The organism is Sideroxydans sp. CL21 (assembly GCF_902459525.1).
GTDB lineage: Bacteria > Pseudomonadota > Gammaproteobacteria > Burkholderiales > Gallionellaceae > Sideroxyarcus.
Genome location: NZ_LR699166.1, coordinates 1,093,677 through 1,111,277, shown reverse-complemented (window position 1 = coordinate 1,111,277; position 17,601 = coordinate 1,093,677). Strand labels below are relative to the sequence as shown.

At 55.8% G+C, this 17,601-nt stretch carries 18 protein-coding genes; 4 read left to right on the top strand and 14 right to left on the bottom strand.

The genetic code is table 11. The annotated features are described in order from the left end of the window. Window positions 1-455: 455 nt before the first annotated feature. The 8 genes from QOY30_RS05250 to rluD form a co-directional block, all read right to left on the bottom strand. Entirely contained in the window at window positions 456-1,229 is a 774-nt protein-coding gene (locus tag QOY30_RS05250) for a ZIP family metal transporter (protein WP_283743581.1), read from the bottom strand. 42 nt (window positions 1,230-1,271) lie between these two features. Next, on the bottom strand, window positions 1,272-2,915 hold the full coding sequence (locus QOY30_RS05245; RefSeq protein ID WP_283743580.1) for a methyl-accepting chemotaxis protein: 1,644 nt from the start codon (window positions 2,913-2,915) through the stop codon (window positions 1,272-1,274). 118 nt (window positions 2,916-3,033) lie between these two features. Further along, window positions 3,034-4,605, bottom strand: coding sequence for an MFS transporter (locus QOY30_RS05240; protein WP_283743579.1), 1,572 nt, complete (start codon window positions 4,603-4,605; stop codon window positions 3,034-3,036). A 31-nt stretch (window positions 4,606-4,636) separates the two neighbouring features. Further along, window positions 4,637-4,855: a 3-oxoacyl-[acyl-carrier-protein] synthase III C-terminal domain-containing protein gene (locus QOY30_RS05235; protein ID WP_283746031.1), complete on the bottom strand. Its 219-nt coding sequence runs from the start codon at window positions 4,853-4,855 to the stop codon at window positions 4,637-4,639. Then, window positions 4,812-5,819 carry an MFS transporter gene (locus QOY30_RS05230; protein ID WP_283743578.1) on the bottom strand — a complete coding sequence of 336 codons (1,008 nt, stop codon included), beginning with the start codon at window positions 5,817-5,819 and terminating at the stop codon, window positions 4,812-4,814. The genes QOY30_RS05235 and QOY30_RS05230 overlap by 44 nt, the downstream gene beginning before the upstream one ends. Before the next feature lie 31 nt (window positions 5,820-5,850). Next, on the bottom strand, window positions 5,851-6,972 hold the full coding sequence (locus QOY30_RS05225; RefSeq protein ID WP_283743577.1) for a beta-ketoacyl-ACP synthase III: 1,122 nt from the start codon (window positions 6,970-6,972) through the stop codon (window positions 5,851-5,853). Window positions 6,973-7,223: 251 nt separating this feature from the next. After that, the gene (pgeF, locus tag QOY30_RS05220) at window positions 7,224-7,961 is read right to left on the bottom strand and encodes a peptidoglycan editing factor PgeF (protein ID WP_283743576.1); all 738 of its coding nucleotides are present in this window, start codon (window positions 7,959-7,961) and stop codon (window positions 7,224-7,226) included. Continuing rightward, window positions 7,948-8,943, bottom strand: coding sequence for a 23S rRNA pseudouridine(1911/1915/1917) synthase RluD (gene rluD / locus QOY30_RS05215; RefSeq protein WP_283743575.1), 996 nt, complete (start codon window positions 8,941-8,943; stop codon window positions 7,948-7,950). The genes pgeF and rluD overlap by 14 nt, the downstream gene beginning before the upstream one ends. On the opposite strand from rluD, the gene QOY30_RS05210 reads away from it, so the two are divergent. Together QOY30_RS05210 and QOY30_RS05205 are read left to right on the top strand one after the other, a co-directional pair. After that, a complete protein-coding gene (locus QOY30_RS05210) occupies window positions 8,942-9,739 on the top strand; it encodes an outer membrane protein assembly factor BamD (RefSeq protein ID WP_283743574.1) in 798 nt (265 codons plus the stop codon). The two genes, rluD and QOY30_RS05210, sit on opposite strands and share 2 nt — an antisense overlap. Window positions 9,740-9,743: 4 nt before the next feature. After that, window positions 9,744-10,286 carry an NUDIX hydrolase gene (locus tag QOY30_RS05205; RefSeq protein ID WP_283743573.1) on the top strand — a complete coding sequence of 181 codons (543 nt, stop codon included), beginning with the start codon at window positions 9,744-9,746 and terminating at the stop codon, window positions 10,284-10,286. A gap of 56 nt (window positions 10,287-10,342) precedes the next feature. Here the strand turns inward: QOY30_RS05205 and QOY30_RS05200 are convergent, their stop codons facing one another. Continuing rightward, entirely contained in the window at window positions 10,343-10,474 is a 132-nt protein-coding gene (locus QOY30_RS05200; protein WP_283743572.1) for a hypothetical protein, read from the bottom strand. Between the two features lie 324 nt (window positions 10,475-10,798). On the opposite strand from QOY30_RS05200, the gene QOY30_RS05195 reads away from it, so the two are divergent. Beyond that, window positions 10,799-12,151 carry a chloride channel protein gene (locus QOY30_RS05195; RefSeq protein ID WP_283743571.1) on the top strand — a complete coding sequence of 451 codons (1,353 nt, stop codon included), beginning with the start codon at window positions 10,799-10,801 and terminating at the stop codon, window positions 12,149-12,151. Between the two features lie 18 nt (window positions 12,152-12,169). Here the strand turns inward: QOY30_RS05195 and QOY30_RS05190 are convergent, their stop codons facing one another. After that, on the bottom strand, window positions 12,170-12,670 hold the full coding sequence (locus QOY30_RS05190) for a hypothetical protein (protein WP_283743570.1): 501 nt from the start codon (window positions 12,668-12,670) through the stop codon (window positions 12,170-12,172). A gap of 427 nt (window positions 12,671-13,097) precedes the next feature. Continuing rightward, window positions 13,098-13,622, bottom strand: coding sequence for a peptidoglycan-associated lipoprotein Pal (pal, locus tag QOY30_RS05185; protein ID WP_283743569.1), 525 nt, complete (start codon window positions 13,620-13,622; stop codon window positions 13,098-13,100). Between the two features lie 164 nt (window positions 13,623-13,786). Here pal and QOY30_RS05180 point away from each other — a divergent pair, with 164 nt between their 5' ends. Beyond that, window positions 13,787-14,266 carry a MarR family winged helix-turn-helix transcriptional regulator gene (locus tag QOY30_RS05180; RefSeq protein WP_283743568.1) on the top strand — a complete coding sequence of 160 codons (480 nt, stop codon included), beginning with the start codon at window positions 13,787-13,789 and terminating at the stop codon, window positions 14,264-14,266. Window positions 14,267-14,343: 77 nt separating this feature from the next. Here the strand turns inward: QOY30_RS05180 and QOY30_RS05175 are convergent, their stop codons facing one another. The 3 genes from QOY30_RS05175 to QOY30_RS05165 are packed head-to-tail and all read right to left on the bottom strand — an operon-like array spanning window position 14,344 to window position 17,476. Continuing rightward, the gene (locus tag QOY30_RS05175) at window positions 14,344-15,195 is read right to left on the bottom strand and encodes a M48 family metallopeptidase (RefSeq protein ID WP_283743566.1); all 852 of its coding nucleotides are present in this window, start codon (window positions 15,193-15,195) and stop codon (window positions 14,344-14,346) included. Beyond that, the gene (locus QOY30_RS05170; RefSeq protein ID WP_283743565.1) at window positions 15,192-15,689 is read right to left on the bottom strand and encodes an SH3 domain-containing protein; all 498 of its coding nucleotides are present in this window, start codon (window positions 15,687-15,689) and stop codon (window positions 15,192-15,194) included. The genes QOY30_RS05175 and QOY30_RS05170 overlap by 4 nt, the downstream gene beginning before the upstream one ends. Beyond that, window positions 15,686-17,476, bottom strand: coding sequence for an adenylate/guanylate cyclase domain-containing protein (locus tag QOY30_RS05165; RefSeq protein WP_283743564.1), 1,791 nt, complete (start codon window positions 17,474-17,476; stop codon window positions 15,686-15,688). Before QOY30_RS05165 ends, QOY30_RS05170 begins: the two co-directional genes overlap by 4 nt. Window positions 17,477-17,601 lie beyond the last annotated feature (125 nt).

Genomic DNA, 17,601 nt, shown 5'->3' with positions numbered 1-17,601 from the left:
TTTCGCCTGGTTCGTCCAATGATGTTTATCAAGCTGGTTACGAAAGTTTCACAGAAGCAGCTAGCCCAGCAACGCCAGCATGAAACCGGATTACGGCAAAAAATAACACAAGGCCATCATTGATGCCACTTTGCAAGCCGCAGATTTAGGGATCTTTTGCATTTTCCATTGCTGATCGTATTGTGACTCAGTCCCCGGCTGCCCTAGCGTATGCAGATTTTGGCATAGCTTGCACACGGGCGATCCATATATCCTTAGCCGGATACATATTGGCACATATCAATTCTCCCGTATCTTCTAAAACCGATTATTACAATAAATTTAATCTTCCCGGAATGCCCGTCCTTTAAGGATAGCCTCAAGAAGAGCAAAATGGACTTGCCGAAAGAAAACAACTCATCCGGAGTCATTTGACCGGTACTTTCAACCTTGACACTGCATTTGTCGCAAGGCCCTCAGGCGGGTGCGATGGAACCGAACAGCGCGACTGTGCCCACGCCCAACAGGATCAACACGACCTGCTGCACGGTGTCGCGCATACGTGTTCGTTTGTGCAAACCGGGTATCAGGTCAGCCACCGCAATATAGATCAGGCTGGAAGCTGCCAAGGCCAGCAAATACGGCACCAGCGATTGCATGTCCTTCAGTGCGACATATCCCAGCACACCGCCGACCAGTGTGGCAAAACTGGAAATGAGATTGAGTTGAAAAGCGCGCAGCTTGCTGTAGCCGGAATGCAGCAGAACGGCAAAGTCGCCGACTTCCTGCGGAATCTCGTGGGCAATGATGGCCAGCGAAGTCACAACCCCCAGGTGCACATCGACCAGGAAGGCCGCCGCGATGATGATGCCATCGATAAAGTTGTGGAAGGTATCGCCGACGATGACCATCGTCCCGCTGCGCCCATGATCGTGCCCTGCCTGTTCGTGAGGCTCATGCGCTTCGCAGTGTTCGTGATGGCAGTGGCGCCAGATCAACACTTTCTCCAGCGTGAAAAACATCAATATGCCGACCAGCACCATGCCACTCACCGCCGGCAGATTGGACGCTTGCTGAAAAGCCTCGGGCAGAATGTCGAGGAATACGGCACCCAGCAGCGCACCGATGGCATAGCTCACCAGTCCGCCGAGGTATTCACCCCGCGCATTGAGCGCAAACAGCGCAGCCGCTAACACGCTCAGGATGCCGCCCAATAGGCTGGTGATGATGATCCAGGCCAGGATGCTCATGCTATAACCCAAATTAGTGAAGGGCGCGGATTATACCCAGTATCACCGGATGGCACCGAATTCGGGTTCCTTGTTGTAGTACCTGAAACTTTCACGCAAACGTTTGGCCGCTTCATCGGACATTTTCTCAAAGACAACACCGCAGACAAACTTCCCCTGCTCCTTGCGTTGCCAGGTGATCCTGCCAGGTAATTTGACTGGCTTCTGTCCCTCGTAATGACTGATATCTTCCTGCGGTAGATATATCTCCATTTCGATCAGCTTGCTCCGGTCCAGTTCTTTGCTCATCAGCAGGCGAATACCGGTCATGCTGAAATCGAGGCTGGGGCATTCGACTGAGGTCCCGCCCTGCGCCACATGAACCAGCAAACGGTTGGCAGCGCGCGGAAAAGTTCGCTTCTCATGCTGAATTGCCTTGATGGCAGAAGTGTGGTTAAAGGTAAATTCAGCCATCAGATTGTTCAGCTTCCCGGTGACTGTATGCAGTCCGTCGCCGATGCCCGCCGTCGTCTCCACCTTGACCGAGCTCTCCTGCAACGTCGCGAAGAGTTCCTTCAGCGTCTTCTGGAGGATGTCCACATTGCGTATCTGCGCAGCGCTGGCCTCGGATATGCCGTTGTTCGCACTGGCCGTTTCCGCAACATCCACCGAAATACGCTCGATCACTGCAGCCGTCTCGCCCGCCAGCTTCTGGTTCTCGTGCACCTTGCCCACCACCACGTTCATCGACGTCGTCACTTCTTCCACCTTGCCGCCCAGTTGGGAAATGATGCGCGAAACCTCGCCGGCCGATTGCGTCGTGCGTTCGGCCAGTTTGCGCACTTCATCGGCCACCACAGCGAATCCGCGCCCCTGCTCTCCGGCGCGCGCGGCTTCGATAGCGGCATTGAGCGCCAACAGATTGGTCTGTCCGGCGATATCCTGAATGGTAGAGATGATGTCGTGGATCTGCGCCGCCGATCTCTCCAGTTCATTGATCTTCGTCGCTGCCTGATTCACTTCCTGCACCGTATTTTCCATCTCGGAGATGTTCTTCTGCACAAAACTGATTCCTTCGCGCGCCTGGGACTCGGTCCTTTGCGCCCTTATTGTCGCTTCGGTCGCCTGCACCTGCACGCTTTCCGAAATCTGGTGCAACTGCTGCGTGGCGCCGTTCACCTCATCCGAACGGTTTTGTTCCTTGCGGCCCACCTCCGCGATTTCGTGCGATATCTTGGCGATCTGGAATGCAGACTGTTCCATTTCCTTCCCGCTGTCGTCCACCTCGCACATGATATGGTTGAGCTTGGCCAGCATGTCGTTGAAACTTTTTTCCAGTTCGCCAATCTCGTCGCGCGAGCGATGCTCCACACCCTTGGTGAGGTCGCCTTTTTCCACCGTCTTCAGCGCATTGCACAGCGCCTTGATGGGTTTGACGAACAGGTTGGCTACAAAACCGATGATGAAGAACTGGAGCATGAACTCCAGCCCCGATTCCCAGAAAGAATTGAAAATATAGGCATTATGGTTTGCCACGAGCTGGCTGATGACCTGCTGGCCGACCCCGCCTTCACGCGCGATGTCGACCATCTGCCCCAATTCATGCGAGGCAAGCATCCGGTTGTAGACAGTGGTGACCATTGTCACCAGGAAGAAGCCGAATTGAAGCTTCCAGCGTATGCTGAGCGAGTTGTACCAGTTGTTCATCGATTTCTCCAGAAGGGGGCTACATTTATGAAAATGTAGTGCGCACGTCTATGACGACATCCGGCGGGAAAACTTGAGGCCGGAATGTGGACAGGTCGTTCTATGCCATTTTAGGCTGTTAATCGCTCAGGGAAACATCGAGCGTCTCCGGCATGAACAGCACTCCGAGCACGGAAGCAAAGATCAGCATGCCCACCGGATACCACAGTCCCGCCAGCGCATCGCCCGCCTGAACCGAGAGCAATGTGACCATGAACGGCGACAGCCCGCCGATCCACCCCGCGCTCAGGTTATGCGGCACGGCGGCGGCGGTATAGCGCGTGCGTGCCGGGAACAGTTCTGCGAGAACCGCGGTCTGCGGGCCCGTGATCAGTGCAACTGCAATCACCGGCACAATGAGCAGCAGGAACATCATGAAGCGGTTTACCTGATTAGCGTCCGCTTTTTCCGACCAGCCTTTGGCTTTTAACACCCCGGTCAGTTTTTCCGGACTGAAACCGTTGATTCCGCCATCGCCGCCTATGCTCACCGCCGCGTCCTGCCCGGTTCGCTGCGGCTGAAGGGAATACGAAACGCCGTTCCTGGTGAGAAACTCCTGATTGCGCTCGCAATCGTTCGCAGCTTTGCGGAACGGACTGTAGTCGCAATCACTTCCGTACAGCGTCACTGCAACTTCGCGATTGAAACGTTCCAGCGCCGGATTGCCGTAATGCTGCAAGCCCTTGAACACCGGCAGGATAGTAATCGCGCCCAGAATCAAGCCTGCCAGCAAGACCGGCTTGCGCCCGATCTTGTCCGACAGCCAGCCGCAAAAGACAGTGAGCGGGAACAGCAGCAGGGTGCTGGCCATCACCAGCGTACTGGCGAGTTGTGCGTCGAGCCGCACCACACTTTTAAGGAACACATTGGCATACACCTGCGACGAGAAAAACAGCAGCGAACCGCCTGCAGAAATGCAGAAGAACAGCAGCGCCATGCGTCCCAAAGTGCGACGATCACCCAGACATTCCCGCAGAGGCGCTTTGGAGACTGTGCCCGCTGCCTGCAACTGTCGAAATACCGGAGATTCCTCCAGGCTCATGCGCGTCTTGATGGAAATGAACAACAGCAGCGCAGAAAACAGGAATGGCACGCGCCAGCCCCAGCCATGAAAATCTGCATCGCTTAAAAAGGCCTGCAACAGCACAATCTGCAAAGTGGAAACCAGAATGCCGAGCGGCCCCATCAGTTGCAGCACGCTGGTGTAGAAACCGCGTCTGCCCTGCGGTGCATGCTCGGTGAGATATACCGCCACCCCGCCGATCTCGCCGCCCACAGCAAAGCCCTGCAACAGGCGCAATAGCAGCAACAGCAGCGGCGCAAGAATGCCGATCTGCGCATAGGTCGGCAGCACTCCGACCAGAAAGGTTGTCATGCCCATCAGCGAGATGGTCGCGATAAAGATCGGACGTCGGCCGAATTTGTCCGCCAGCGAACCGAACAATGCCGAACCCAATGGCCGCACCACCATGCCGACGCCAAAGGTGGCGAGGCTCATCAGCAACGCTGCCGTCGGATTCTCCGGCGGGAAGAACAGCACGCCGAAATAGGTCGCCAGCGAGGCAAAGGTAAGGAAGTCGTACCACTCGAGGAATGTACCGAAACAGGCGGCGAGGATTACTTTGCGTTGGGTGACGGTGATTTCTTGCATGAAAGGTCGGGAAGGTTAGCGGTCGATACCGTCAAACTCGCTTGAGGATGTGGCTGCCAATCGAATACCCGGCCCCGAACGAGCAAATGACGCCGATGCTGCCTGCCGCGAGATCGGTGTTGTGCTGATGGAATGCGATGATGGAACCGGCCGAGGCCGTGTTGGCGAACTTGTCGAGGATCACGGGTGCTTCTTCCAGCGTGGCTTCACGCCCGAGGATGCGCTTCGCGATCAGGTGGTTCATGGTCAGGTTGGCCTGGTGTAGCCAGAAGCGATTGACATCGCTTGCCGTAAGACCGTTGGCAGCAAGGTGCCTTGTCCGACAGCCAGCCGCAAAAGACAGTGAGCGGGAACAGCAGCAGGGTGCTGGCCATCACCAGCGTACTGGCGAGTTGTGCGTCGAGCCGCACCACACTTTTAAGGAACACATTGGCATACACCTGCGACGAGAAAAACAGCAGCGAACCGCCTGCAGAAATGCAGAAGAACAGCAGCGCCATGCGTCCCAAAGTGCGACGATCACCCAGACATTCCCGCAGAGGCGCTTTGGAGACTGTGCCCGCTGCCTGCAACTGTCGAAATACCGGAGATTCCTCCAGGCTCATGCGCGTCTTGATGGAAATGAACAACAGCAGCGCAGAAAACAGGAATGGCACGCGCCAGCCCCAGCCATGAAAATCTGCATCGCTTAAAAAGGCCTGCAACAGCACAATCTGCAAAGTGGAAACCAGAATGCCGAGCGGCCCCATCAGTTGCAGCACGCTGGTGTAGAAACCGCGTCTGCCCTGCGGTGCATGCTCGGTGAGATATACCGCCACCCCGCCGATCTCGCCGCCCACAGCAAAGCCCTGCAACAGGCGCAATAGCAGCAACAGCAGCGGCGCAAGAATGCCGATCTGCGCATAGGTCGGCAGCACTCCGACCAGAAAGGTTGTCATGCCCATCAGCGAGATGGTCGCGATAAAGATCGGACGTCGGCCGAATTTGTCCGCCAGCGAACCGAACAATGCCGAACCCAATGGCCGCACCACCATGCCGACGCCAAAGGTGGCGAGGCTCATCAGCAACGCTGCCGTCGGATTCTCCGGCGGGAAGAACAGCACGCCGAAATAGGTCGCCAGCGAGGCAAAGGTAAGGAAGTCGTACCACTCGAGGAATGTACCGAAACAGGCGGCGAGGATTACTTTGCGTTGGGTGACGGTGATTTCTTGCATGAAAGGTCGGGAAGGTTAGCGGTCGATACCGTCAAACTCGCTTGAGGATGTGGCTGCCAATCGAATACCCGGCCCCGAACGAGCAAATGACGCCGATGCTGCCTGCCGCGAGATCGGTGTTGTGCTGATGGAATGCGATGATGGAACCGGCCGAGGCCGTGTTGGCGAACTTGTCGAGGATCACGGGTGCTTCTTCCAGCGTGGCTTCACGCCCGAGGATGCGCTTCGCGATCAGGTGGTTCATGGTCAGGTTGGCCTGGTGTAGCCAGAAGCGATTGACATCGCTTGCCGTAAGACCGTTGGCAGCAAGGTGCGAGGAGATATGGTCGGCGGCCATCGGGCAGACTTCCTTGAACACCTTGCGGCCCTCCTGCATGAAGAGCTTGTCGCGGTTGTCGCGCGATGCCGGATTGCAGCGGTCGAGAAAGCCGCTGTTGTTACGAATGTTGTTGGAAAAGACGGTCGCGGCCTTGGAGCTGAGTATCTCCCACGCAGACTTTTGCCGACCCGAGGGAGAGGCTTCGACGACAACGGCGGTGGCGATGTCGCCGAAAATGAAGTGGCAATCGCGGTCGCGCCATTCGAGGTGGCCAGAAGGCAGTTCCGGACTGATCACCAATGCACAGCGCGCGCTGCCGGAGCGCACGGCGTTGGCGGCTTGCTCGATACCGAAAGTAGCGGATGAGCATGCAACGTTCATGTCGTAACCGTAACCGCCGCAGCCGAGCGCGCCCTGCACCTCGACGGCGATGGCCGGATAGGGCCGTTGAAAACTGGAGCAGGCGACGATGACCAGATCGACCTCTTCCGCCTTGCGTCCGGCGCTGGCCAGCGCTTCGCGCGCGGCACCGACTGCCATCTCTGCCATCAATGATATCTGTTCGTTCGGGCGCGGCGGAATCACGGGACACATGCGGTCGGGATCAAGCACACCGGTCTTTTCGACCACATAGCGCTGCTTGATGCCCGAGGCCTTTTCGATGAACTCGCTGCTCGATTCAGGCAGCGCGGCAACCTCGCCGCGGCCGATGGCGGCAGCATTGCGCTCGTTGGTGCGCCGAACATACTCGTTGTAGGAAGCCACGAGTTCGTCATTGCTAATGAGATTTGAGGGCACCCAGAGTCCGCTGCCCGTGATGTAGACCTTATTCATGCTGCACGCCTCCGATTGATTTTGGAATGTTGCAAACTGCTATTTCAGGCAAACCTCAACCCCGCTGTTGCCGCCCTTGAGCTCCGGCTCGCAATAGAGCTTGTGCATGGGCATTGCCGTGCTTGTTGTTGGACAAGGCGGCGATGCCGATGCCGCAGGCGGTCAGGGCATAGCGCCTCGCCGGCGTATTACTCCGCGAGACGGCCTGGCCGCGAAGGTTTCTCCATTCAGTCGATTGAGAAACCAGCACGCTAACCCAACCAGATAAACGTGCCCATGCGCCCGGTCACCCCATCGCGGCGGTAGGAAAAGAACTTGTCCTTCTGGTGGTAGGTGCAGTAATTTCCCCCACTGACTTTCCTGATGCCCAATACCTCAAGCCGCTGGCGCGCCAGCAGATAGAGGTCGGCAAGGTATTTGCCTTCCCCGCCATGCGCCACGAATGCCTCGGCAGCCCGCGCCTGATGCGCAATGAAAGCGGCGCGCACCTCTGCCCCCACCTCGAATGCTTCCTGCCCGATGGCGGGACCGAACCATGCCATCAACTTGTGCGGCGCAACACCCATCGCCTTGACAGTCGCTTCGATGACGCCGGCAGCCAATCCCTTCCAGCCCGCATGCACCGCACCGACCACCGTACCCGCCTCGTCGCACAGCAACACAGGCAGGCAATCCGCCGTCATCACCACGCACACCGTACCGCGATGGCGCGCGATGCTGGCATCGGCCTGAACGTGGCAACTCGCGGAATCCGCATCGGCAACGACGGTGCCGTGCACCTGTTCCAGCCACACCGGCTCACTCGGCAAAAACGGTTCCAGCAACTGGCGATTGCGCGCAACGGCTTGCGGGCTATCGCCGACATGCAAACCCAGGTTGAGTGTGTCGTAGGGTGCCGTGCTGATGCCGCCCTGGCGCGTGGTCTGCAAAGCTTTGACGTTCGCCGGCGCAGGCCACTCAGGCGTAATGCAGTGATCAGGCAATCCCATGGCTTGCCTCGTCGATCTGATCCAGCAGCTGTTCCATATCCTCCGGCAGCGGCGCATGCCATTCCAGCCATTCGCCGGTAACGGGATGTTCCAGTGCCAATTTCGTCGCGTGCAGTGCCTGCCGCGGAAAATTGTTCAATAGTTCGCGCAATGGCAGGGCGCATTTCTGCACACCTTTCTGGTACACGCTATCGCCGATCAGGGGATGGCCGTTATGCGTCAGGTGCACGCGGATCTGGTGTGTACGTCCGGTCTCGAGCCTACAACGCAACAAAGTGCAGCTGGGGAAATTCGCTTCCACGCTGTAATGAGTGACGGCTTCCTTGCCACCTTGAATCACCGCCATCTTCACGCGCTGCGATGGATGACGCCCGATGGGCAGATCAATAACGCCGCCGTAATCCAGTTCTCCCCACACCAGCGCAAGATATTCGCGTTTCACGCTGCGGGACTGCATTTGCCGCACCAGCGCGGTCTGCGCAATGAGTGTCTTGGCCACCACCATCAAACCGCTGGTATCCTTGTCCAGCCGGTGCACGATGCCCGCGCGCGGCACTTCGGCAAGTTGCGGAGCATGGTGCAACAATGCATTGAGCAGCGTGCCTTGCCAGTTGCCGCTACCCGGGTGCACCACCAGCCCTACCGGTTTGTTGATAACCAGGATGTCATTGTCTTCATAGACGATATCGAGCGGAATATCCTCGGCCACATAGGGTTGTTCGGAAGGATGTATCTGCGGCGATACGCAGATTGTTTCCCCGCCCCAGACCTTTTGTTTGACACTTCCTGCAGTGCCGTTGACCGTAACCAGCCCCTGCTCTATCCAGTCCTGCAAACGGCTGCGCGAGTATTCCGGAAACAGTTTGACGAGTGCCTGGTCGAGGCGCAGCCCGCCGTGTTCCATCGGAACACGCATCTCAAGCAGGTCGGCAGAGTCATCGTCTTTGCTATAATCGGGTAAATCTTCTTCGGGTTTCATCATGCGCCATAGTTTAGCCGTTTTCTTCCTGCTCACGTTAGTTGCTTGCAGTTCCGACACTGTCAAGGATGAAATGAAGAATCTGTCAGCCGACGAGATTTATGCAAAAGCGCAAGAGCAGATGAAGGATGAGAACTACGAAAAGGCCGTGAAACAGTTCGAGACCTTGCAATCGCGTTATCCGTATGGCCGTTACGCCCAACAGGCGCAAATGGAGATCGCCTACGCCTATTACAAACACAGCGAACCGGCCCCGGCGCTTGGGGCCCTGGACCAATTCGTGAAGATGTATCCCACGAGCACCCATCTTGATTACGTGTACTACCTCAAGGGACTCATCAACTTCAACGAGAACATCAACAGTCTTTTCGGCACCCTGTTGAAACAGGATCCGGCTGAACGCGATCCCGCAGCTTTGCGCGAATCCTTCAATTCGTTCAAGGAACTGGTCACACGCTTCCCGGACAGCAAATACACGCCAGATGCCCGGCTGCGCATGCAATTCCTGCTGATCACTCTGGCCCGCGCGGAAATCCATGTGGCGGACTATTACCTGCGCCGCGGTGCCTATGTCGCGGCGGCAAACCGCGCCAAAGGGGTATTGATCGATTTTCCGCAAACACCGCAGACCCGGGATGCCCTGCAAATCCTGGTACAAGCCTATGACGCCATGGGAATGAAAGACCTGCGCGATGACGCAAAACGCGTGCTCGCCCTGAACGTCGCCAAGGACGGCGCTCAGCCAGAGGCCAAGGAGTCCCCGCTGAATCCCACACCGTGGTGGAAGTTCTGGGACTGATGCCGTGAAATTCTGCTCAGAATGCGGTGCACCGGTCGAGCTTTCCCTGCCTCAGGACGATAACCGCGAGCGGCATGTCTGCACCGTCTGCAATACCATCCATTACCAGAACCCCAAGCTGATTGTCGGTGCCATCCCCGAGTGGAAGGATGGCCGCATCCTGCTTTGCCGCCGCGCCATCGAACCGCGTCACGGCCTGTGGACATTGCCGGCAGGCTTCATGGAAAACGGCGAGACAACGGCACAGGCGGCAGCGCGCGAGACCCTGGAAGAAGCCAATGCACGTATCGACGTGCTGGGTCTTTATGCGATGTACAACCTTCCCTACATCAATCAGGTACAGCTGCTGTATCGTGCCACGCTGCTCGATCTGGACTTTTTTCCGGGCGTGGAGAGCCTGGAAGCGGAGCTTTTCGCTGAAGACGAGATTCCGTGGGACACACTGGCATTCCGCCCGATACGCTACACGCTCGAGCATTACTTTGCCGACCGCAAACGCGGCGAGTACTTATTCCGAAACTCCGATCTCGAACCACCGACGCGCTAGCGGCCCATTACAACCTTAAAACCTCTGACTACCGCAAGTAGAGGCTCACGACAAATTTAATTTTGTTGCCAATATGAACTGACGATTGCCTGGTCGCGCATTCCCGGCGGAATATCCGGCGATTGCTGCTTTTCAAACTGAATGACAAGCAGAATCCCCAAAGCACCGATAATCAGCCAATCATCCACAGCAAACCTCCAACTGCCAGCAGGGCGGCATTTGAATCGACAATAAGGGACGACCGAATTTCTTATCAAACTTCCCTCGGCGGGATATTGCCAACCCATCCTATGTGCAAAATCGGCCCTGCGATTCTCTTTCCAATATTTTTTTCATGGCATGTCAGCCACGGCTTTTCCTTGCCCGGGCGACCAGCCCGGTTTGTGCTGCCGGTACGCCCTGCTTTGGCAGTCACTTTTGACTCTATGAAGCGCGATTGCTGACGAATAACAGCAAACTTGGTTTGCATAAATAATATTTATATAAATGTTAAATGTCGATGCATAATATGTGTGAAAAATATTTTTAGGCTGAATGTCACAGAAGTGAAAGCGGCAGATGGTGGAATTTATCTATTGGAGAATATTCTGGTCCTGAATTGGAAACGCAGACTTGTATTCTGGTGCGGAGCGATCAGCGTAGGCTTGGTTGCGATTGTGTTTGCGGTAGCCTGCGAGTGGGCGAACGGTGTTTTCCACAGACTGCTTTCCATTTCCCCTTATCTTCCCTTGGTGCTTACGCCTTTGGGACTCGTTTTTATCGTCATCCTTACCAGGAAATTTTTCCCCGGTGCGCAAGGCAGCGGCATTCCGCAGACCATTGCCGCACTCGACCCCAATGAAAATGGCAGGATCCGCGAACAGGTGCTTTCACTGGGGGTGGCGACTGGAAAGATCGTCCTCACCATCACCGGTCTGACGTTTGGAGCATCGGTAGGACGCGAAGGACCCTCCGTCCAGATCGGCGCATCCATCATGCATAGCCTGGGCAAATTTGCCCACTTCCCGAAGCACGATCTTGATAAAGGTTTAATCCTTGCCGGCGCCGCAGCCGGAGTCGCAGCCGCCTTCAATACGCCGCTGGCCGGAATCGTGTTCGCCATCGAGGAGATGAGCCGCTCATTTGAAGAGCACAATAGCTCGACCATACTCATGACCGTCATCATCGCCGGTATCACCTCGCTTGCGCTGCTCGGAAATTACTCCTATTTCGGACACACTTCGCAATCGCTTGCCTTTGGTCGCGAATGGGGCGTTGTCGTCATCTGCGGCGTAACGGGTGGCCTGTTTGGCGGCGTATTCAGCCGCACGCTGATCGAAATCAACAAAGGGCTGACGGGAAGAATTGGCACATGGATGCGGGCACAGCCGATAGCTTTTGCAGCCATCTGCGGACTGCTTCTGGCGTTGGTGGGACTGGCGTCCGGCAACTCGACTTACGGCAGCGGCTACAGCGAGGCGAAATCGCTCATAGATGGCAGTACGATATTGCCTGAAAGCTACGGACTGTTAAAAATGGCGGCGACGGCAATTTCCTACATCAGCGGAATACCCGGCGGAATCATGGCGCCCACGCTGTCGGCCGGTGCCGGATTCGGTGCCAATATCGCACACCTATTCACTTCAGTGCCGGCCGGTGCGGTGATCATAATAGGTATGGTTGCCTATTTTTCCGGAGTCACCCAGGCCCCCATCACTGCGTTCGTCATCGTCATGGAAATGATAGACAACCACGAAATGATATTGCCTTTGATGGCAGCAGCGTTCATTGCCAAACTGAGCTCGAGACTGGTGTGTCCCGCACCGCTATTTCACACACTCGCCGAGAATTTCATTGGCAAAAGCCAAATGCGCCATATCGACTGATGCGGCAAATAGATGGCGCTAATCCTTCAATAAATCGACAACGATGCCTCTTTCCCGAGATGCTTCCTGTATTGCATTGAACAATCCCTCCTCAAGCTCTTTGCTTTCCCCATCAGCGGACGGAAAGCCGACGAGCAAATCTTTTGCATTGGCTTTGATGGTTGCAAGATAATTTGCGGGAATAGCTGACTCTGGCTGGGCCCCCAGGAAGTAAATCATGCCTTCACGAACGATGATTGCCAGCAGGTAGACATCACCATTGGCAGTTGCCACCTGCCTGTCGTTAACAGCAAAGAATTGCATGGCACTGCCATGCCGTGTTGAGACATTCAATTTAAGCAGACGATCGATAATCGCTTCAATGAAGGGTTGGGCCAAATTCAATTTGGGCGCGAGAGTGATCTTGTACTGCCCCGGCCGTTCAATCACCAGTTGACTCCCAAGGGGGGGCGTTTTGCCGGGACGGAAGAAAACCAGGAACAAGACGGCAAGCGTAATTAAAGTGAGGGTTTCTATCATGTTAAGTGTCACCGATTGTGTTGAACCGACATTTTATCCGCTCGATCAATACTCCGTGCTGCGACGACCCCGCTTTTTAAAATCAGGAAACCATACAGATTCGATTTCGGTACCGGCAGAGTATGTTGTCGCTGAAGCCGGTCGAACACAATGCGAATACTCAAGGGATGAGCAAGATAACCGACATCGGCAAGATGTGCTTGCGATCAATTCCAAGACTACTGGCAATCCTATAATTCATCAAACCACCTTCGTGAATTTGAGTACTTTGATATAAAAACGGGATAGCAAACAGTGCTTGCAGGAAATCCGGTCGAGCCATGAGTCCGCACTTGACTCCGACCAAGCACGACCGGTCACCATTAAATCGATAACCCAAGCAAAGCCGGATCTGCTCCAAATCCGGCCAACAATGCAGCCACTACTGCTAGTTAAGCTTGTGCTCAAAATCAACCCGGCGATTCTCTTTCCAGCATTTTTCTTCGTGGCACGCGAGACGCGGATGATCTTTCCCGAAGCTCACTGTCCTGATCTGGGAGGCTGGCACACCCAGGCGTTCCAGGCTTTTCAGAACAGCTGCTGCACGCCTGTTTCCCAAAGCCAGATTGTACTTTTCGCTCCCGCGCTCGTCAGCATTGCCTTCCAGAGTGACCACGTCATTCTTGTGCTCCTTGATGAAATTGGCCTGCTTCCGAATTGCATCCTGATATTCCGGCTTTACGGCATACTTGTCGAAATCAAAATAAACGCTTTCCTTTTCCAGCCCCTGCAGTTCGGCCGCGAGCTTGCTCGCAGCCAGCTCGGCTGGCGTCGCCGATACCGGCGCAGGGCTGGCAGCCGTTTGCGGTGCAGCTTGCGGTGCAGCTTGCGGTGCCGCCGCAGTATCTGCCTTGTGGGTGGACGAACATGCAGCTACCAGCAATGAAACCAGAATGAATGCAATTTTTTTCATGTATATTTCCTTACCAAAGATTTAACAAACCAAAACCAGTCAAAGCATTGCATTAAACGCATTGGAGTGAATTTACGTTGACATGAATACATATGATATAAATGTTTTTTCCGTGACATATGGTTTCAAATCAGACTGCACAATCCCTAGAAAGAGGCAATAAATTGGCCAAGCGCAACAAAAGTCAGCTTTCAGTTCAGGTGCTTAAAAAATTTCGCATCATTTTCGGCTCTGTTCGTCAGCATTTTCGTGAAGTGGAAAAAACCTGCGGAGTCACGGGTTCACAATTGTGGATATTGCAGGAAGTGGCAAAGACTCCGGATATCGGCGTTTCCGAACTTGCCGAGCGCCTGTCCATACACCAATCGACCTGCAGTCAGCTGGTCGAGAAGCTTGTCACGCACGGTCTGGTGATCAAGGAGCGAAGCAAGGAAGATCAGCGGCGAGTTGGCTTGTGCCTGACTGAAGATGCCTCAAAGATCCTGAAAAAGGCACCGGGGCCCGCGGAAGGAATACTGCCGGAAGCTCTGCAGGGGCTATCCGAATCGACTTTGCTCGCTTTGGACAGATCACTGGTCGAGGTCATCGGGCAATTAAGCACCAAAGATGACAAGCTTGCCGACAGCCCGCTGTCTGATTTGTGATGCGGTGAATTTAACCAGGCCGACATTGACCCCGATCAGCAAATCCCCAGTCAGGCAACCTGCCAATCCGGCGAACCCTATTTCTTTCCCGCACCCAATGCCTGGAGAAAACGCGGCGCGAGGTCGGGCTGATTCTCGAAGTTGTTGAATTGGCCGGTCATCTCCTTGTCGAGCAGGCTCAAACGGTCCGCAGGTGCCGGATGTGTCTTGAACATCAATGCAACGCTGGAATCGTTCGGGTTGAGCGATTGCAGAGTCTGCAACACAGCGGGTAATCCGTAGGGATCGTAACCACCCCGCGCTGCGATCACCACGCCCATGCGGTCAGCCTCAAACTCGTCGTTTTTGTCCAAACCCCGTGCATACACTTCCGTTCCCGCGCTGACCAACTTGGTCAGCGCGGGATTGGAGCCGTTGCTCTGCAGCGCTTCGCTCGCAAGATCGGAAAGCAATTCTGTTCGCGCCCCCTTTTTGATGGCCTGCAAATGATGCTTGCGCAGCACATGCGATATCTCGTGCGCCAAAACGCCTGCCAGCTCTGCCTCACTGTTCATTTTCGCCAGCAACCCTTTGGTAATGAACACATAGCCGCCGGGCGCGGCGAAGGCATTCACATCGTTGTCGTCCAGCACACCGAATTGCCATGGCAATTCGGGGCGTTCCGTTTGCAAGGTAAGCCAGCGCCCGACGCGATTCACATATTCCTGTGCTGCCGGATTGTCCAGCAGCGGGGCTGCGCCCAGCAAATTGCTGGCAATCCCCTCGCCCAGTGCAATCTCTTGCGGTTCACTGATATCGGTACTGGCTTTCTGCACTTTCTTGACAGTATCAACCGCTTTTTGCCAGTCGATACTACCCAGATCGAATGCGGCAGCGGGAAGCGCTGAAACCAACAGGCACAGCAAGGCTATCGTTTTATTCGTTCTCATTCCTGGCCTCCATTCAGATAATCCATACTCTGTGCATGCAGCTTGCCGGCAGCGGCATAACGTTGCGCCTCCTGGCGGCTCACGGCATAACGTTTTGCGGCTTGCAGCTCCTGCGGGTTGGGTTTTGCGTTCTTCAACTGTTCTTCCGACAGACCGCGTATCCCGGTAGTCACCGTGCTGCTGCTTCTGCCGGTGGAGGCAACATTGAACAAGGCACTCAAGCCGTTGTCTCCTCGCCTGTTTTGGTCATTCGCTTCCAGCTGCAGGCTCAACATCTTCACCCAGCCGCTGAAGGAGATCGATTTGACATGGGTCCAGCCCCCTTGCCGTCCCAGCACCTCGACCTTGCTGCGTGGGGGCAGCGACGTCAGCGTCTGTGCATCGGTGTAGGGTTTTGCTTTCAGTTCGGCAGAGCGTATTGTGTAGGCGTATTCTGTAGCCCAGGCTGTCGGCACGAAGCCGAGCAGCAAACATAATGCAATGACGTTCCTCATGATCTTCTTCCTTCCTTTTCGACTGGTGCAAACAACTCTACTTCCTGCTCGCGACCTTTGACTTTAAACGACCCAAAGGATTTGAATTGGTATGCATCGCCACAGGCCTCCATGGTCTCACGCGAAACAAGAATGCGCGACACGCCCTTGGTCAGGCCTTCGATGCGGCTGCCCAGATTGACCGTATCACCGATGGCGGTATATTCGCGGCGCTGTTCGGAGCCGATCAGGCCGACTACCGCGGGGCCGGTATGGATGCCGATGCCGACATCAAAATTCGCATCTTCCTCGCCCAATTCTTTCTTGAATCGCTGCAACACCTCGCCCATTTCCATCGCTGCCTCTACGGCATGGCACGCATGATCCGGGTCATCCAGCGGAGCGCCCCAGAACGCCATGATGGCATCGCCGATGAACTTGTCCAGCGAGCCGCCGTGGCGAAACACCACCTCGACCTGCAAAGTGAAATAGCGGTTGAGCAGCTCCACCACCTGCTGCGGCGTGCGTTTTTCCGACAAGGTGGTGAAGCCGCGTATGTCGGAAAACAAAATGGTGATCTGGCGGCTTTCCCCCGCGCGACTCAGGCCGCCATGTGCAACCAACTCTTTAACCACGTGAGGATTGACGAAGCGGCTGAACATCTGCACCGCCTGTTCGCGAGATTTGCGCTCAAGCAGATATTCGCGCAGGGCAAACACGAAGTAACAGGCCCAAGCCAGCATCAGGGGCAGCAACACCGGCAGCAGATACAGCCGGGCTACCGCAAGGTAACTGACAAGCAGCGCCAGCAGGCTGATTGAGAGCAACGCGACCCCCACCTTGATCGCATTCATGCCGCGCAGGAAGGCGATGTTCAACAAGGCCAGCAACAGGAAAGCCAAATACAGCGCAAAGTCGCCTTGCGTACGGTGCATCATGCGCTGGTTCTTCAGGTCGTCGATGGCGGTAGCCAATATCTCCGTGCCCGGATACAAGCTAGCCATCGGCGTTACGCGCATATCATGCAAACCGGTTGCCGCCGTGCCGATGATGACGATTTTGCCTTTCAATTCGTCAAGGGCGCGCCGCGCATGCTCGCGATTGAAATCCTCGTAAAGATCCGCATAGGAAATATGCTTGAATGTTCCCGGCCCCCCGCGCCACGCCAACACCATATCCGGCTGATTCGGTACTGCATAGCCCAGATCCTGCGCCACTCTCGCCGGCAGTGATGGAATGAGCCAACCGTATGCATCGGTATAAATCTGGTAACGCCGCCCCACTCCGTCGGCATCTTCTTCAAAATTGATCGTACCCGCACGCCAATACGCCGGATCCACCGCCAAGGGCGGCAACACGGCAATGCGCGCCTTGTCATCCGCATGTTCCGTGCGCCGCAAACCGAGCATGACCGCCACTTGCGCGGCAGGAGCACCCTGCTTGTCCAGTTCGGCATCGCGCCTCACCATCGGGAAATACACGTTATTCAGTCCTTGCAGGGATCGATTGAACTCGCGATCACTCTCCGGCCTGAATTCATCACGTTCGCTGAACAGGATGTCGAACACAATGGCTCTGGGCTGTTGTTTGGCGATTCCTTGCAACAATTCGCCATGCACCGAGCGCGGCCATGGCCAGCTTCCGGCCGTATCCTGCATGCGCGCGAGGCTGGCATCGTCGATATCGACGATAACGATATCTTTGTCCGGCGCCAGTCCCTGAGCCTGCAGGCTCACGAACCAGTCGGACAAACGATTTTCCAATGGAGATAATGCGTGCAGCCAGGTCAGTTCAAGAAACGCCAACATCAGAAACAAAGCCCCGATGCGTAACGAAGTCTGACGGCTATTCGATGAAGGCGGGTTGTCCATAGTCGCGCATACTAAACGCTTTGCGCAGGTTGCGACAAGACTGATGCACCCTGCACCGATTT

What these genes read in the sequence shown, in the direction of transcription:
- QOY30_RS05250 (WP_283743581.1), bottom strand. Translation starts at nt 1,229, where the DNA reads ATGAGCATCCTGGCCTGGATCATCATCACCAGCCTATTGGGCGGCATC.
- QOY30_RS05175 (WP_283743566.1), bottom strand. Translation starts at nt 15,195, where the DNA reads ATGAGAACGAATAAAACGATAGCCTTGCTGTGCCTGTTGGTTTCAGCG.
- pgeF (WP_283743576.1), bottom strand. Translation starts at nt 7,961, where the DNA reads ATGGGATTGCCTGATCACTGCATTACGCCTGAGTGGCCTGCGCCGGCG.
- QOY30_RS05170 (WP_283743565.1), bottom strand. Translation starts at nt 15,689, where the DNA reads ATGAGGAACGTCATTGCATTATGTTTGCTGCTCGGCTTCGTGCCGACA.
- QOY30_RS05230 (WP_283743578.1), bottom strand. Translation starts at nt 5,819, where the DNA reads ATGCAAGAAATCACCGTCACCCAACGCAAAGTAATCCTCGCCGCCTGT.
- QOY30_RS05165 (WP_283743564.1), bottom strand. Translation starts at nt 17,476, where the DNA reads ATGTTGGCGTTTCTTGAACTGACCTGGCTGCACGCATTATCTCCATTG.
- QOY30_RS05240 (WP_283743579.1), bottom strand. Translation starts at nt 4,605, where the DNA reads ATGCAAGAAATCACCGTCACCCAACGCAAAGTAATCCTCGCCGCCTGT.
- QOY30_RS05210 (WP_283743574.1), top strand. Translation starts at nt 8,942, where the DNA reads ATGCGCCATAGTTTAGCCGTTTTCTTCCTGCTCACGTTAGTTGCTTGC.
- QOY30_RS05190 (WP_283743570.1), bottom strand. Translation starts at nt 12,670, where the DNA reads ATGATAGAAACCCTCACTTTAATTACGCTTGCCGTCTTGTTCCTGGTT.
- QOY30_RS05225 (WP_283743577.1), bottom strand. Translation starts at nt 6,972, where the DNA reads ATGAATAAGGTCTACATCACGGGCAGCGGACTCTGGGTGCCCTCAAAT.
- QOY30_RS05245 (WP_283743580.1), bottom strand. Translation starts at nt 2,915, where the DNA reads ATGAACAACTGGTACAACTCGCTCAGCATACGCTGGAAGCTTCAATTC.
- rluD (WP_283743575.1), bottom strand. Translation starts at nt 8,943, where the DNA reads ATGATGAAACCCGAAGAAGATTTACCCGATTATAGCAAAGACGATGAC.
- pal (WP_283743569.1), bottom strand. Translation starts at nt 13,622, where the DNA reads ATGAAAAAAATTGCATTCATTCTGGTTTCATTGCTGGTAGCTGCATGT.